Source organism: Actinoplanes ianthinogenes, assembly GCF_018324205.1.
GTDB lineage: Bacteria > Actinomycetota > Actinomycetes > Mycobacteriales > Micromonosporaceae > Actinoplanes > Actinoplanes ianthinogenes.
This window is the reverse complement of sequence record NZ_AP023356.1, coordinates 9,656,843-9,671,190: the sequence shown is the minus strand read 5'-3', so window position 1 is coordinate 9,671,190 and position 14,348 is coordinate 9,656,843. Positions and strand designations below refer to the sequence as shown.

At 72.2% G+C, this 14,348-nt stretch carries 15 protein-coding genes; 9 read left to right on the top strand and 6 right to left on the bottom strand.

From position 1 onward, the window contains the following. Nucleotides 1-136 precede the first annotated feature (136 nt). Nucleotides 137-673, bottom strand: coding sequence for a hypothetical protein (locus Aiant_RS44200; protein ID WP_189330596.1), 537 nt, complete (start codon nucleotides 671-673; stop codon nucleotides 137-139). 208 nt (nucleotides 674-881) lie between these two features. Here Aiant_RS44200 and Aiant_RS44195 point away from each other — a divergent pair, with 208 nt between their 5' ends. The 5 genes from Aiant_RS44195 to Aiant_RS44175 all read left to right on the top strand — a co-directional run bounded on the left by Aiant_RS44195 (nucleotide 882) and on the right by Aiant_RS44175 (nucleotide 6,514). Beyond that, nucleotides 882-1,538 (top strand): ribonuclease FAU-1 family protein, encoded by a 657-nt coding sequence (locus tag Aiant_RS44195; protein WP_189330595.1) that lies wholly within the window; start codon nucleotides 882-884, stop codon nucleotides 1,536-1,538. A gap of 119 nt (nucleotides 1,539-1,657) precedes the next feature. Continuing rightward, nucleotides 1,658-3,256, top strand: coding sequence for a cellulase family glycosylhydrolase (locus Aiant_RS44190; RefSeq protein ID WP_189330594.1), 1,599 nt, complete (start codon nucleotides 1,658-1,660; stop codon nucleotides 3,254-3,256). Further along, entirely contained in the window at nucleotides 3,253-4,428 is a 1,176-nt protein-coding gene (locus Aiant_RS46820; protein WP_189330593.1) for a cellulose-binding domain-containing protein, read from the top strand. The genes Aiant_RS44190 and Aiant_RS46820 overlap by 4 nt, the downstream gene beginning before the upstream one ends. Nucleotides 4,429-4,501: 73 nt before the next feature. Next, nucleotides 4,502-6,019, top strand: coding sequence for a sensor domain-containing diguanylate cyclase (locus tag Aiant_RS44180; protein ID WP_189330592.1), 1,518 nt, complete (start codon nucleotides 4,502-4,504; stop codon nucleotides 6,017-6,019). Between the two features lie 15 nt (nucleotides 6,020-6,034). After that, nucleotides 6,035-6,514 carry a hypothetical protein gene (locus tag Aiant_RS44175; protein WP_189330591.1) on the top strand — a complete coding sequence of 160 codons (480 nt, stop codon included), beginning with the start codon at nucleotides 6,035-6,037 and terminating at the stop codon, nucleotides 6,512-6,514. Here Aiant_RS44175 and Aiant_RS44170 read toward each other — a convergent pair. The 3 genes from Aiant_RS44170 to Aiant_RS44160 are packed head-to-tail and all read right to left on the bottom strand — an operon-like array spanning nucleotide 6,493 to nucleotide 9,091. Further along, nucleotides 6,493-6,900 carry a YybH family protein gene (locus Aiant_RS44170; RefSeq protein WP_189330590.1) on the bottom strand — a complete coding sequence of 136 codons (408 nt, stop codon included), beginning with the start codon at nucleotides 6,898-6,900 and terminating at the stop codon, nucleotides 6,493-6,495. The two genes, Aiant_RS44175 and Aiant_RS44170, sit on opposite strands and share 22 nt — an antisense overlap. Nucleotides 6,901-6,911: 11 nt before the next feature. After that, on the bottom strand, nucleotides 6,912-7,799 hold the full coding sequence (locus tag Aiant_RS44165) for a hypothetical protein (RefSeq protein ID WP_189330589.1): 888 nt from the start codon (nucleotides 7,797-7,799) through the stop codon (nucleotides 6,912-6,914). Nucleotides 7,800-7,846: 47 nt separating this feature from the next. Continuing rightward, the gene (locus Aiant_RS44160; protein WP_189330588.1) at nucleotides 7,847-9,091 is read right to left on the bottom strand and encodes an NAD(P)/FAD-dependent oxidoreductase; all 1,245 of its coding nucleotides are present in this window, start codon (nucleotides 9,089-9,091) and stop codon (nucleotides 7,847-7,849) included. 56 nt (nucleotides 9,092-9,147) lie between these two features. Here Aiant_RS44160 and Aiant_RS44155 point away from each other — a divergent pair, with 56 nt between their 5' ends. Beyond that, nucleotides 9,148-9,765 carry a TetR/AcrR family transcriptional regulator gene (locus Aiant_RS44155; protein WP_189330587.1) on the top strand — a complete coding sequence of 206 codons (618 nt, stop codon included), beginning with the start codon at nucleotides 9,148-9,150 and terminating at the stop codon, nucleotides 9,763-9,765. 44 nt (nucleotides 9,766-9,809) lie between these two features. Here the strand turns inward: Aiant_RS44155 and Aiant_RS44150 are convergent, their stop codons facing one another. Further along, a complete protein-coding gene (locus Aiant_RS44150) occupies nucleotides 9,810-9,995 on the bottom strand; it encodes a hypothetical protein (RefSeq protein ID WP_189330586.1) in 186 nt (61 codons plus the stop codon). Nucleotides 9,996-10,205: 210 nt separating this feature from the next. Between Aiant_RS44150 and Aiant_RS44145 the strand changes: the two genes are divergently transcribed. Then, complete coding sequence (locus Aiant_RS44145; RefSeq protein ID WP_189330585.1) at nucleotides 10,206-11,180, top strand: helix-turn-helix domain-containing protein; 975 nt, start codon at nucleotides 10,206-10,208, stop codon at nucleotides 11,178-11,180. Between the two features lie 74 nt (nucleotides 11,181-11,254). On the opposite strand, the gene Aiant_RS44140 is transcribed toward Aiant_RS44145, so the two are convergent. Continuing rightward, nucleotides 11,255-12,607 (bottom strand): cellulase family glycosylhydrolase, encoded by a 1,353-nt coding sequence (locus Aiant_RS44140; RefSeq protein ID WP_189330584.1) that lies wholly within the window; start codon nucleotides 12,605-12,607, stop codon nucleotides 11,255-11,257. 199 nt (nucleotides 12,608-12,806) lie between these two features. Between Aiant_RS44140 and Aiant_RS44135 the strand changes: the two genes are divergently transcribed. Both Aiant_RS44135 and Aiant_RS44130 read left to right on the top strand, forming a co-directional pair. Further along, the gene (locus tag Aiant_RS44135; protein WP_189330583.1) at nucleotides 12,807-13,706 is read left to right on the top strand and encodes a S1 family peptidase; all 900 of its coding nucleotides are present in this window, start codon (nucleotides 12,807-12,809) and stop codon (nucleotides 13,704-13,706) included. A 14-nt stretch (nucleotides 13,707-13,720) separates the two neighbouring features. Then, nucleotides 13,721-14,317: an HD domain-containing protein gene (locus Aiant_RS44130; RefSeq protein ID WP_189330582.1), complete on the top strand. Its 597-nt coding sequence runs from the start codon at nucleotides 13,721-13,723 to the stop codon at nucleotides 14,315-14,317. Nucleotides 14,318-14,348 lie beyond the last annotated feature (31 nt).

Sequence of the window (14,348 nt, the reverse complement as noted above, 5' to 3'; positions counted from 1 at the left end):
CCGCCGAGTGACAGCGCCCGTCGCTCGGATCGGGCGCGGGCGCCGGCTGACCAGGCGTGTGCCCCCGGATGACGCCACGAGAGAGGGCGCCCTCAGCGAGGACGCCCTCTCTCGATCGCGTGTCGATACCGGCCGGTCAGCAGTAGCCGGACGGGCACTCGCCGCTGGCGAGCAGCTCATACTGCCGGCAGCGGGGGCAGATCGGGCGGTCCGGGCGGGGTGCGGGGCGCGTGGCCTTCGGCGCCGCGGCCCGGGAGGAGCCGGCCGCTCGCGGGGTCGCCGCGGCCCGCGGGGTGCGCGGCGCCTTGGCCGGTCCGCCGGCCCGGCGCATCTCGACCGCCTGCACCGCGGCGTCCAGGATCGCGTCATAGTTGGCGTCGATCAGGTCGCCCTCGACCGAGACGAACGGCACCGGGTCGTCCGGATCCTTCACCGTCGCGCCGTAGATGGTGCCGGCCACCTCGTCCGCCTGCGCCCGCGCCACCGCGATGTCGACGCCGCCGGGGTGGATGTGCACCGCCACGTTCCGCGCGCCCTGCGGCCGGACCTGGATGCTGCGACCGACCGGCTTGACCTCGACGGTGGTCCGCCCGCGAAGCTCCAGAAGCAGTCGCGCCACCGACGGCGCCGCTCCGATCCCCTCGGATTCCTCTTCCACACCCTGAAAGTCCATGTGTTCCTCCCGATCCCCGTGCACGCCCATGACCGGCACCGAGATGCCGAGCGTGAGGCCGCCGTCCGCGAGCCTACCCGGCGCGATGATCGCCCATCGGCAACCGGGCTCCCTCCCGCACCGCCGCCCGGTCGGTGGCCGGAAGTGGATCACCCGAGCAGTGTGCTCCGGGCGTACCGAAAATTGGGCGGCCTCTATGCTCACGACCGTGAGTTCAGTGATCGGCCGTGACCTTCTCTACCGTGATTTCCGTGCTGATGGTCAGCTGGTGCTGGTCATCCCGCAGCGGGTCATCGCCGACGACGACCGGGGGCTGCTGACCTGGCGGCCGATCGGGACGAAGTACCTGTTCCGGCGGACGGTGGACGGCCGGGACCGGCGGGAGGTCCCGTTGGCCGAGCGGGACACCGTGGAGTGGACGCTGGCGCCGCTGGAGTGGTCGGGGCTGCACGTGCTGCACCTGTTCCGGCCCGGGCACGCGCATTCGGTGTGGTGGATGTTCAACCCGGACCTCACGCTGAACCGGTGGTACGTCAACCTCGAGGACCCGCCGGTGCGCTGGTCCGGCGGGGTGGACACCTTCGATCACGCGCTGGACCTGGTGGTCATGCCGGACCGGTCGTGGCGGTGGAAGGACGAGCACGAGTACCTGGAGCGGATCGGGCATCCGGCCTACTGGGACGCGGCGCGGGCGGCGGAGATCCGGGCCGAGGGGGAGCGGGTGGTGCGGGCGGTCGAGTCGGCGGCCTTCCCGTTCGACGGCACCCACCTGACGTTCTGCCCGGACCCCTACTGGCCGGCCCCGTTCCTGCCGGCCCACGGCTGGGACCGTCCCCGGGCCGTCGCCCCGGAGGAGTCTTCCTAGGGCGGTCCACGCGGGCGCGGGCTGAATCAGTTTCGAAACCATTGATGAACATTGTTAGTGGGAGCGCTCCCATGTAACCATGTCGGGAACGCCTTCCGTTCTCGAAGGAGCTCCCACCCATGAATCCCCGTAAATGGCTGGCCGGCGTCACCGTGCTGGCCGCCGCGGCCGTCTCGACGGCCATCGCGCTGGCCCAGCCAGCAGCCGCCGCCACCGGTGGCACCGGAACCGGCTACCTGCACACCAGCGGCAACAAGATCGTCGACAGCACGGGCGCCACCGTCCGGCTGACCGGCATCAACTGGTTCGGCATGGAGACCGACAACAAGACCTTCCACGGGCTGTGGTCCAGCAACCCGTGGAAGAGCCAGATCGACACGATGGCCTCGCTCGGCTACAACACGCTGCGGGTCCCGTTCTCCGACGACGCGATCAAGGCCGGCGCCACCGCCACCGGCATCAACGACTTCACCAACCCGGACCTGGTCGGGCTCTCCCCGTTGCAGATCCTGGACAAGGTGATCGCGTACGCCGGGACCAAGGGCATGCGGATCATCCTGGACCGGCACCGGCCGACCTCGGCGGGACAGACGCCGCTCTGGTACACCTCGGCCGTACCGGAAAGCACCTGGATCGCGGACTGGAAGGCGCTGGCGCAGCGCTACGCGGGCAACACCACGGTGATCGGCGCCGACCTGCACAACGAGCCGCACGCCGAGGGCACCAACCCGGCCGCGACCGGCGCCTGCTGGGGCTGCGGCGACACCGCCCGCGACTGGCGGCTGGCCGCCGAGCGCGCCGGCAACGCGATCCTGGCGGTCCAGCCCAACTGGCTGATCTTCGTCGAGGGCGTCAGCTGCCCCAGCGGCGGCCTCTCCAACGTCTGGGACAACGACACCAGCAACGACGAGGACTGCGGCTGGTGGGGCGGCAACCTGTCCAAGGCGGGCCAGTTCCCGGTACGCCTGGACGTCGCGAACCGCCTCGTCTACTCACCGCACGAGTACGCCACCTCGGTCTACCACCAGGCGTGGTTCGACGACCCGGCCTACCCGGCGAACATGCCGGCCATCTGGGACAAGTACTGGGGTTACCTGTACAAGCAGAACATCGCCCCGATCATGATGGGTGAGTTCGGCACCACCCTGCAGGCCAACGTCGACAAGATCTGGCTCCAGGAGCTGCTGAAATACACCGGCACCGGCGTCAACGGGATGTCGTTCACCTACTGGTCGTGGAACCCGAACTCGGGCGACACCGGCGGCATCGCCAACGACGACTGGACCACGATCAACCAGGCCAAGCAGGCGATCATCTCGCCGTACCTGATCCCGCCGGTCGGCGGCGGCACCAACCCGCAGCCGTCCGGGTCGACGTCCCCGTCCACCTCGACCCCGCCGGTGCCGACCGGTGGCTGCAAGGCCACGTACACCCAGGACAACGCGTGGCAGGGCGGCTTCCAGGGCCAGCTCAAGGTGCAGAACACCGGCACCGCGGCGGTCAACCCGTGGCAGGTGACCTGGACCTGGCCGTCCGGGGTGACGCTGAACAACGGCTGGAACGCCACGGTCACCCAGAGCGGGACGACGGTCACGGCGGCCGCGCCGAGCCACGCGCTGTCGCTCGCGGCGGGCGCCTCGGCCACGGTCGGATTCACCGCCAACGGCACGGCCAGCGCCCCGGCCGCGGTCAAGCTCAACGGCGTGACGTGCTCATGAGGCTGGTCCCGATAGCCTCGGTCGTGGTCCTGGCCGGCGCCGCCATCGGCGTCGTCGGCCTGGGCCCGGCCCACGCCGCCGCCACGTGCGACGTCACCTGGACGGCCAACAGCTGGAACACCGGCTTCACCGCCGACGTCAAGGTCACCAACCTCGGCGCGGCGGTCACCTCCTGGACCCTGGCCTGGGACTTCGCCGGCAACCAGCAGGTCACCTCGGCCTGGAACGCGACGGTGCGGCAGACCGGCGCCGCGGTGACCGCCACCAGCGTCGGGTGGAACGGTTCGCTCGGCACCGGCGCGTCGACCAGCTTCGGCTTCCAGGGGACGTACTCGGGATCGAACCCGGCCCCGGCCACGTTCCGGTTCAACGGGGTGACGTGCGGGCCGGAGCCGGTCCCCAGTGACGCGTCCGGCCTGCCGTCGCCCTCGCAGTCGTCCGCATCTCCGTCGCCCTCGCAGTCGTCCGCGTCTCCGCCGCCCCCGGCGGACTGCGGGGCCACGGTCCGCTGTGACGGCTTCGAGTCGCAGGCCGGCTCGGCGCCGTCCGGCTCGTGGTCGGTGACCAGCCCGGACTGCTCCGGCGCCGGCACCGCCACGATCGACAAGACGGTCGCGCACAGCGGCTCCACGTCCCTGCGGATCAACGGCGCCGCCGGTTACTGCAACCACGTTTTCGCCCGCAACACCGACCTTTTGGGTACGTCGAGCGTCCGCTACATCCGCTACTGGGTGAAGCACACGACCGCCCTGCCCGCCGCGCACGTCACGGCGGTGGCCATGGCCGACGCCAATGACAACGGCAAGGACCTGCGCTTCGGCGGGCAGAACGGGGCCCTCCAGTTCAACCGGGCCTCCGACGACGCGACGTTGCCGGAGCAGAGCCCAGCCGGGGTGGCGCTGTCCAAGCCGCTCCCGGTCGGGACCTGGAACTGCGTGGAGTTCAAGGTCGACGGCAGCAACGGGACCATCGAGACCTGGCTCAACAACACCTCGGTGCCCGGCCTGCTGGAGGACGGCACCCCGACGCACGACGTCGACAGCCAGTGGCTCAACCGCACCTGGCGCCCGGCCCTGACCGATCTGCGGCTGGGCTGGGAGAGCTACGGCGACGGCGCCGACACCCTCTGGTACGACGACATCGCGGTCAGCGCCGCCCGCAACGGCTGCTGATCACCGGATCGGGCGTGGTGCAGGCCACGCCCGATCCGCTCAGCTCGAGCCACCGGCTGCCGAACGGGACCCCGTGCGAGCCGTACTGGTCCCGGCCTACGTCGCCGCGGCCCTGGTCGCGGCGCTCTACGCCGTGCTGTCCTGGCGCCGCCACGCCAAGTCGCTGGCCCTGATCACGTCCGGCGCCGCGCTGTGGTCGCTGGCGCAGGCCTTCGCCACCGCCGCCTCGCCGACCGTGGCGCTCGCGGGCACCTACGCCATGTTCCCGGGCGTCGCGATGCTGGTCGCCGGGTTCCACTGGCACATCACGGTCTTCACCGGGTACGGCCTGGACCGGCTGCGCCGATGGCACGCCCTGCTGCTGATCCATCCGGTGCTGCTGACCGCGGCGGTCGCGACCGACCCGTGGCATCACGCGTTCTTCAGCTCCGTCGTCAGCCACCCGGACGGCGGTGTCACGCCGCACTTCGGGCCGCTGTACTGGCTGCACACCGCCTACTCCTACACCCTGATCGCGACCGGCATGGCCCGGGCGGTGGCGGCGATGCGCCGCGCGGTCCGCGGGCATCGCCGGGTCTTCCTGCTCTTCCTGGTCGGCGGGTTCGCCCCGGCCGTCGGCAACCTGGTCAGCATCTTCCTGCTCACCAACGACCGGCAGGTGGACCTGACCCCGATCCTGTTCCTGGTCACCGCATCGATGTGGTGGTGGGCGGAACGGAGCGGGACGCCCGCCCGGCAGACGCCGGTCTCCTACAAACAGGTGATCGCGGCGCTGCGGGACGCGGTGATGGTCCTCGACGCGGACGGGCGGTTCCTGGACGTCAACCCGGCGGCGGTCGACCTGCTCGCGGTCCTGCGTGGCTCGGACGGCGGCGTGGTGGGCCAGTGCTGGCAGGACGTGCTGGGTCCGCGGCTCACGTCGGCGTTCACCGGGGTCGACCAGCAGACCGTCGCGTCGGCGGACGGGCGGATCTACGACGTGCGGGTGGTGCGGATGTCGCCGGAGAGCGGCGGCGGCGCGGGCACGGTCGTGGTGGTCCGGGACGTCACCGAGCTGGAGCGGCTGCGCGCCGAGCTGACCGACCAGGCGGTGCGGGACGGCCTGACCGGCGTCTACAACCGCCGGCACCTGACCACCGTGCTGCGCGAGCAGGTGGCCGCCGGGCACCCGCTGGCCGCGGTGATGATCGATGTGGACCATTTCAAGGCGGTCAACGACACGTACGGGCACGCGGTCGGCGACGAGGTGCTGATCCGGCTGGCCCGGGAGCTCGGCGACGCGGTCGGCGCGGCCGGGACGCTGGCCCGGTACGGCGGCGAGGAGTTCGCGGTGCTGCTGCCCGGCGCGGGCGCGCGGACCGCGGCGGAGATGGCCGCGCAGTGCCGGCAGCGCTGCTCCGAGATCGTGGTGGCGACGCCGCTCGGCCCGTTGCGGGTCACCTTCAGCGCCGGGGTGGCGCAGCTGGAGGCCGGCGAGAGTGCCGAGGATCTGCTGCGACGGGCCGACCGGGCGCTTTACACGGCCAAGGAGCAGGGCCGTGACCGGGTGGTGACCGACGAGCCGGACCGGCTTCCGGCCGCGACGGCGTGACGCTTTACTGGGCGGATGAGTCGTGTCCTGCCCGAGGCCGATCTGGCGGCCATCTTCGGTGTGCTGGTCGTCGTCCACGGCGACCTGCACGCCGAGCAGCTCGATCCCGACCTGACGGCGCACCTGATCCGGCGCCTCTCGGAGCACGGCCCGCTGCCGGCCGGCGCCTCACCGGGTGAGTTGAACGCGCTGCTCGGCGACCTGTGCCAGCGACTGCACTGGGCCATGGGCGTCGGTGAGGACTATCCCGAGCCGTCGCCCCGCGTGGTCACCTATCAGCTCGGCATGCCCGACGAGGAGGCGGCCGGCGCCGTGGCCCGCCAGTTGTCCGCCGACGGCGGGACCGTCACCACGGTCCCGTCCTCCGCGTCGTCGTGGCTGGTCGAGGCGACCTTCCCGGACCTGGTTCCCAGCGCCGGGCACCGCCACCGCACCGATTACGTGACCATGCTCGCCGAACAGCACGGCGGCAGCTACCTGGGCTGCGGGTCCTGACCCGCAGCGGTGCCGAACGGGTTGTCGATGAGGTAACGCCAGCGGCCGTCGGGGCCGCGGCGCAGCACGTCGGCGGCGACGCCGTGCACGTCGAGGGGGAAGCCCTGGCGGGCGGTGCCGCGTATCGACCACTCGACGACGGTGAGTGCGAGGTCGCCGGTGGTGTAGTGGTGCCGGAGCTGTGCCCGCATCGGCAGGCCGAAGTCGAGGAGATGCTGGAGGGTCGCCTGGCGCTGGGCGGCGCCGGCCCGCGGGGTGCCCGGCTGCGGGACCACGATGGCGTCCGGCTCGTAGAAATCGTCGAGGGCGGCGCTGGAGCCGGTGGCGAAGGCCGCGGTGTAGGCGGCGAGGTGAGCGGCGAGGTCGGTGCCCGGGAAATCCGTCATGCCCTCCGAGGCTAACCCGGCGTGCTGCTCAGGGGGAGACGCCAGACCTGGGTCTGGTTCTTCTTGCCGGGGTGGCGGCTGAGGCGGAGGCGATTGAGGTCGGCCTCGCCGGGGACCTCGAAGACGATGGTGCGGGCGGTGAGGGTCTGCGGGTCGAGACGGTGGGCGGCGATGGGGTTGCGGGCCTTGGTCTTGGCGGGGTCGAGGGGGTACGCGTGGCCTTCGCGGTCCAGCAGCCAGGCGTATTTCTCCAGGTCGCTGATGAAGGGGACGCCGCCGACGTTCCCCACGCGGACCGTGACCTGGACCAGGCGGTGGCCCAGGGCCGGTTTCATCGGCGGGCCGCCGGCGTCGGTGCTGAGGGCGGGATTCCGGTAATCGGTGATCTCCAGGGTCATCTCCTCGCCCGATTCGCCGTGCAGGACGACGACGCTGTCATGCGCGGCAACGCCGGTGCTGACCGGGACCGGCACCGGGGCCGGTGGGGGAGTCCAGGGTGCCGTGGGAGTCGGGCTGGGCGTGAGGAGCCAGGCCCGGTCCGGTACGACCGGGCTGAAGGTAGCGAGCGAGCCGTCTCCAGCGTCGGCGGGGCGGGGCCGATCGCCGGTGGCGACCATGATGCCGATTCCGGCGGCGGTGACGGCGATCGTGGCCACGACGGTCAGGGCGCGACGGCGGCGGGCCGTGAGCCTGGGCGCAGGCTCGGCCGGGGCCGGGGCCGGGGCCGGGGCTGCGGCCTGGGCCGGTGGCGGTGGTTCGGGCGCCGGCGGCGGGGGAGTGGATCGTGGCCACCGGCGGGCCACCACGGCGCCGCCGACGGCCGCCACGACGGCCACGGCGACGAACGCCACCCAGCGGGAACGGCCGCGGCAGGCGCGGCGGCGCGGCGGTTCGGTCACGGCCACCGCATCGGCCGGGAAACCGTGAAGTTGAGAGGATGGTGGTCTCAGCCGGACGTGGCGGGGGCCGGGCGGCCGGCGACCATCCGGAGCAGGCCGCGGGTGCCGACGATGCGGCGCAGCACCGCCGGGGCGAAGAACGCGTCCGCCGGCTCCGCGCCGGTCAGGACCCCCAGGAATCGGGTGACCAGGGCCGGATCGGCGGCGATGGCGGGGAACAGGGTCGGGCCGGCGCGGTCGGGCCGGAACCGGGCCAGGCGGGTGGTCAGGTCGTACATCGGGCGGCGGGCGGTGTCCCGGTCACGGTGGTGGGCGGCCAGCGCGGCGTCCAGCGGGCGCCGGCCGCCGAGTCCGGCGACGATCGCGGCGCTCAGCGACTCGGCGTCCCGCAGAGCGTGGCCGATGCCCTGCCCGGTGATCGGGTCCATCACCAGCCCCGCGTCGCCGACCAGGGCCCAGCCCGGGCCGTACGGCCGCCGGAACACGTTCGGCAGGTCGGCGGTCGCCCGGACCGGACCGGCCCGGTGCGCGGTGGCGAGCCGCTCGCCGAGATCGCCCACCGAGGCGACGGCCGCGAGATAGTTCCCGGTGAGGTCGGTGCGCAGGCCGGCGAACCGGGCCAGCGGCACGGCGAGGAACACGATGGTGAGCCCGTCGTCGGTGGGCCACAGGGTGACCATCATGCCGGGCCGGCTGTAGATCTCGCCGCCGGTGACGGGCAGACCGGCGAAGTAGGTGTAGCAGCCGGCCGAGGTGGTCCGCCGCGACCGGTACTCGCGGGCCCCGGCGGCCCGGGCCACCGTGGAGTGCTTGCCGTCGGCGCCGATCACGAGTGGCGCGGTGAAGGTGCGCGGGGTGCCGCCCTTCGGCGTGCCGCGGATGCCGGTGACCCGGCCGCCGGCGCCGGTCAGGCCCTCGACGACGAACCCCTCCTCGACGGTCGCGCCGGCCGTGCGCGCGGCGTCGACCAGCAGGGTGTCCAGCCGGGTGCGCCGGGGACTGTAGACGGCGTCGACGCCGCCGACGTGCGGGTAGGCGCCGCGCAGCACGGCCGGGCCGGCGTCGAAGGTGACCATGCGGGCGGCCGGGGTGCCCTGTGCGATCAAGGTGTCCAGCAGACCCCATCGGCGCAGCAGTGCGCCGCCGGGCAGCTGCACCTGGTGGGTGGAGAGGGTGTCGCTCGGGAACCGGGTGCGGTCCACCGCGAGCACCCGCAGGCCGGCCCGGGCCAGCAGCATCGCGGTCGCCGCGCCGCCGACCCGGGTGCCCACCACGATCACATCGGCGTCCATCGTCTGCTCCTTTTCGTTACGCCGTAACGTAACAGCGTTGCGATATGGTGGGGAGCATGGGACGTCCGAAGGGGCACGGAGCGCAAACCCGGGCGGCACTGCTCGCCGCCGCGGCCGAGATCCTGCACGCCGAGGGTGCCGGGGCGGTGTCGGTGCGGCGGGTGGCCACCGCCGCGGGCACCTCCACCCGCGCGGTCTACAGCCTCTTCGAGGACAAGGAGGGGCTGTTGCGGGCCATGGCGGAGGACGTGGCCGAGACCATGCGGCGCCACCACGAGGCGGTGCCGGAGCGGTCCGACCCGTGCGCGGAGATCGTCGACCTGGCCCTCGGTTACCGTGCGGCGGCGCTGGCCAAGCCGGAGCTGTACGACCTCTTCTTCAGCCTGGCCCGGGCCGGGTCCGATCGTGACGACCCGCTGGTCCGGCTGGTCTATCGCAGCTTCGAGCGGGTGCTGCGAGTGATCCGGCGCGGGGTCGCCGAGGGGGTGTTCCCCGGGCGGGACGAGTTCGGCATCGGCCGGCACCTGTTCGCCCTGGTGCACGGTCTCGCCTCGCTGGAACTGAGCGGGATCCTCGGGGCCGGGCGGGCGCCGGCCGTGTGGCGGCAGTCGGTGGAGGCGACCCTGGCCGGTCTGCGGCAGCCGCCGTCCGGGACGGCTCCGGGCGTACCGTAATCGGGGGTGACGCCGGGAAGAGCGGTCCGGGACCGGAGGGCGGGCTATTCCGCGGGTTGCCGGTCGGCCAGGCGTTGCCGGGCCTTGTCGGCCGCGGCGTGCGCGGCCGCGGCGTTGGCGAGGTACCGCTGGGCGGCGGCGCGGCGGCGTTCGGCACTGGTCCGCGCCTCCGCGGCATGGTCGAGGACAGCCTGCAGGCGCTGCCTGACGTTGTCGGCATGCTGAGCCACACCGTCATCGGACGACGGAGGACCCGGATCGGCAAGATCGCCGGGCCGCCCTGTTCGTTCGGCGGGCAACCGGTTCGTGTGGCGGGGTACGTTCCGGGCTCACCTCCACGGGTGGTTCGTGCCGCGGACTTCGTTCGGCGGACGGTTCATGCGTACGGTGAGGGACGGGTTTGCCAGCGACCAGGGGTCGATTCCTACCGGGGGGCGACGATGTCGGCAACCGCACAGCCGGAACGGTCGTCCATCTCCTCCGCGGTCGAGGACGAGATCACCGAGTTCATGCGGCAGACGTTCGTCGGGACCCGCGCGCGGTTCGCCCGCACCGGCGACGGTGCGCGTTTCGCGGTCCGCAGCAGCCAGGTCCCGGCCATCGCCGGTGACCGGATCCGCAGCACTCTGGACTACAGCCAGACCACCGATCCGTTCGACTACTTCCTGTTCTTTGTGGTGCACGGCGGCCAGGTGCGGATCACCACCCCGGCCGAGGGCCACCTGGAGCTGGCGCCCGGCTCGGTCGCGGCGTGCCCGGTGGGTGTCCCGGTCGGTTTCGCCACGCACGACATCACGCTCAGCGTGCTGCGACTGCCGCTCCAGCGGCTGGACCAGATCGCCGAGGAGGCTTTCGACATCCCGCGCGGGCGGTTGCGCCTCGACGGTGTCCGGCCGATCTCGCCGGAGATGCGCCGGTACTGGCGGGCGGTCGCCCACCTGGCCAACGGCGCTCTGATGGACGACCCGTCGCCGATGGCGTCGCCCCTGGTCGCCGAGGAGATGACCCGCACGGTGGCGGTGGCCGCGCTGCACGCCTTCCCGAACTCCGGCATGACGCGGTCCTACCTGCCCGGACCCGGCTCGGTGACCCCGGCGGCGCTGCGCCGGGCGGTGGCCTACATCGACGCGAACGCGGCCCGGCCGGTGACGCTGTCGGACATCGCGGCCGCGGCCGGCGCCGGCGCCCGCGCGTTGCAGTACGCCTTCCGGACCCACTACGGCACCACGCCGCTGGGGTTCGTGCGGCGGGTGCGGCTCGAACACGCGCATCGGGAGCTTCAGGCCGCGGACCCGGCGCAGGGCGCGACCGTCAAGGCGATCGCCGCCCGGTGGGGCTTCGCCAAGCCGGATCGGTTCGCGGCGGCGTACCGGGAGGTGTTCGGGGACCTGCCGAGCCGGACTCTGCGTTCCTGAGGGTGGGGGCGGCTCCGGGCGTACCGGAAAGAAGACGCAGGGGCCGCGACGCGCGGCCCCTGCCGGTGGTGGGATCAGCTGGCGGTGCAGGTGGGGGTGGGCACCGAGTTGGTGCCGGTCCAGGAGCCGAGGAAGCCGAAGGACGTGGTGCCCTTGGCCACGAGGCTGCCGTTGTAGCCGGCGTTCTTGGCGGTGACGGTGGCGCCGCTGCTGGTCACGGTGGCGGACCAGGCGTTGGCGACGGTCTGGCCGTTGGCGTAGGTCCAGGTGACGGTCCAGCCGCTGATCGCGGTGCCGCCGGCGGTCACCTTGACCTCGCCCTGGAAGCCGCCCGGCCACTGGCCGGCGATCGCGTAGGTCGCGGTGCAGGTCTTGCCGCTGGGCTGCGACGGTGACGGTGACGAGGGCGACGGAGAGGACGGGGACGGGGACGGGGACGAGGTGCTGGTTCCGCCGAAGACGGTGGCCTCCCTGGCGGTGGCCTTGATCCCGTTCGGGCCGTCGAAGACCCGGCTGTACCAGGTGGTCTTCTGGTTGACGTCGAAGTTGAGCACCATGTCCAGGACCGGGTCGGTGTTGCCGGACCAGGACCAGCCGAGGTAACCGAGGCCGCGCCGGGCCGCCTCGGCGATCACCGTCTGGTCGTCGACCTCACCGGACGCGAACTGCCAGCCGAACTCGCCGATCAGCAGCGGCCAGCCCTTGGACTTGAAGGTGTCCAGGTACGACGTGATCGTCGAGGCCTGCGAGTACACCGAGTACATGTGGATGGACAGGATCGTGTTGTGCTGGCTGTCCGCGTCGAGCACGGTCTGTCCGTTGGCGAGCATCACCTGCTGCCAGTCCTGGCCCCAGTTCGGTGCGTCGATCATCAGCAGATGCTGGAAGCCGTTGTCGCGCATCTTCTTGATCGCCGCGGTGGTGGCGGCGGTCCACTGGCTCGGGTTGGTGTTGCCGATCGGCTCGTTGCCGATGTTGATCGAGATGTAGTCCTCCTGGCCGGCCAGCACGCTCTTCAGGCTGATCCAGTAGTTGACCGCCTGGTCGAGGGTGTAGGCGGCGCTGTCCTCGCCGTACCCGGTGGTGTCGTGGTCCTCCAGGACGCAGATCAGCTTGTTGGCCTTGCACAGCGAGATCACGTTGGCCACGTCACCGGCGGTGTTCGCGGTCCACCGGCCGCCGGAGAGCACCACCCGGACGGTGTTCGCGCCGGCCGCCTTGATGGCGGCGAACGAGCTGGTCTGCGAGGTGTACCAGGTGTGCGCGTGGTTGACGCCGCGCATGACGAACTTGTTGCCGTTCGCCTCGTAGATGTCGGTGCCGACCACGTGCAAGCCGGTGGCGGCGTAGGCGGGGTTGCCGAGCGCGATGACCGCGCCGACGGCGGCGAGCAGGGCGGCGCAGAGTGCGATGAGGACTCTTCGCATGATCTGCCCCTTTCTTCACATCGATGGGGGACGCTGTCGGGAGCGCTCCCATAGAGTGGAGATGTTTCTTCAGTAGGTCAAGATAGTCACAGGGATCCGTGGATAAAGGTCCGATAAGCGGGAGCCTGACGGTCCCCGAACGGCCGGTTCCGGAGCATGGGCGTGCCCTGTCCCGTCCGGCCGCTGTGGGGGTGCCGTCATGCTCCGACCGTTGCTCAGCCTGCTCACGATGGTGCTGGTCGTGCTGGCCGGCGCCCAGCCGGCGCACGCGATCGCCTACGGCGAGGACGCGGCCGAGGGCGCCTGGTCGTTCTCGGCGCGGCTGACCATGACCGGCATCCCGACCGAGGATCACGGCAGCCGGGACAGCTGGTGCTCGGGAGCGCTGATCGCGCCGCGGTGGGTGATCACGGCCGGGCACTGCTTCCGGGACGCGGGCGGTGAGCGGGTCGGTCGTACCGTCGCCGAGCGGACCACCGCCGTGGTGGGCGGGCATGAGGTCGACGTGGCCGGGGTCCGGCAGGCGGAGACCGCGGACGTCGCGCTCGCCGAGCTCGCCGAAGCGATCACCGACGTCGCGCCGCTCACCGTCGGGGACACCCCGCCGCGGCCGGGGGAGGAGGTCCGGCTGACCGGGTACGGCCTGGCGGGCGCCGGCGACCGGAACCCGGACAGGCTGCAGACCGGCACGTTCGTCGTCGACCGGGTCGGCGACGCCGTCGTGGAGGTCTCCGGCCGCCGGCCGCACCGGTACACCAGTGCCTGCCCGCACGACTCCGGCGGGCCGTACTTCCGCACCGACCCGCCCACGCTGGTGGCGGTGGTGAGCAGCGGGCCGTCCTGCCCGCACGAGGGAGCCGACCTGAGCGCGCGGACCGACAACCTGGCCGGGTGGATCGCGGATACGGCCGGCGGCCGGGGCGGGCCGCTCGACGGAGCGTGGGCTCAGCCGGCCGGCGTCGTCGCGCTGCTGGTGGCGGCCGCTGCCGGTGCTCTTCTGTGGACCCGGCGCCCGGCCAAGGCCAGCGCCGCCGCTGTCGCTGCCGCGAGACCGGCGGTGGCGAACGAGCCGGTGGCGAGATGCCGGCGCACGGGATGAGATCATGGGCGACTGTGTGGATTCCCTCGGACCAGGACATCAGGGCGCTGCATGAGCGTGTGGCGCCGACGCCGGAGGCGTTCGAGCTGGTCTGGACGCATTGCGAGATCGTCTGCCGGATCGCCGAGCAGCTCCTCGACCGGCTCGGCGCCGGGCTGAACGCCGATCTGGTGCGGGCCGGCTGCCTGCTGCACGACATCGGCGTGTACCGGTTGTACGGGCGCGACGGGGTGCTCGACTACCCGAACTACATCCGGCACGGGGTGCTCGGGCACGAACTGCTGGAGGCGGAAGGGTTCCCGGAGGTGCTGTGCCGGTTCTGCTCCTGCCACACCGGGGTCGGCGTGACCCGCGCGGACGTCCTCGACCAGGGGTTGCCGATCCCGCCGGGCGACTACGTGGCGAAGACCGGTGAGGAGGAGCTGGTCATGTACGCCGACAAATTCCACAGCAAGAAGCACCCGCCGGTCTTCGTGTCCGCCGCGACCTACACGGTCAGCGTGAGCCGTTTCGGGCCGGACAAGGCGGCCCGCTTCACCGAGATGGTCGCCGCCTACGGCGAACCGGATCTGGCGCTGCTGTCGGCGGAGTACGGCCACACCATCGCGTGAACGCGAACCGCGGGTTCTGGCAATACCTGGC

Excerpts from the sequence above, each read along its gene's own strand:
- Aiant_RS44140 (WP_189330584.1), bottom strand. The coding sequence starts at position 12,607 with ATGCGAAGAGTCCTCATCGCACTCTGCGCCGCCCTGCTCGCCGCCGTC.
- Aiant_RS44145 (WP_189330585.1), top strand. The coding sequence starts at position 10,206 with ATGTCGGCAACCGCACAGCCGGAACGGTCGTCCATCTCCTCCGCGGTC.
- Aiant_RS44200 (WP_189330596.1), bottom strand. The coding sequence starts at position 673 with ATGGACTTTCAGGGTGTGGAAGAGGAATCCGAGGGGATCGGAGCGGCG.
- Aiant_RS44155 (WP_189330587.1), top strand. The coding sequence starts at position 9,148 with ATGGGACGTCCGAAGGGGCACGGAGCGCAAACCCGGGCGGCACTGCTC.
- Aiant_RS44175 (WP_189330591.1), top strand. The coding sequence starts at position 6,035 with ATGAGTCGTGTCCTGCCCGAGGCCGATCTGGCGGCCATCTTCGGTGTG.
- Aiant_RS44190 (WP_189330594.1), top strand. The coding sequence starts at position 1,658 with ATGAATCCCCGTAAATGGCTGGCCGGCGTCACCGTGCTGGCCGCCGCG.
- Aiant_RS44160 (WP_189330588.1), bottom strand. The coding sequence starts at position 9,091 with ATGGACGCCGATGTGATCGTGGTGGGCACCCGGGTCGGCGGCGCGGCG.
- Aiant_RS44170 (WP_189330590.1), bottom strand. The coding sequence starts at position 6,900 with ATGACGGATTTCCCGGGCACCGACCTCGCCGCTCACCTCGCCGCCTAC.
- Aiant_RS44135 (WP_189330583.1), top strand. The coding sequence starts at position 12,807 with ATGCTCCGACCGTTGCTCAGCCTGCTCACGATGGTGCTGGTCGTGCTG.
- Aiant_RS46820 (WP_189330593.1), top strand. The coding sequence starts at position 3,253 with ATGAGGCTGGTCCCGATAGCCTCGGTCGTGGTCCTGGCCGGCGCCGCC.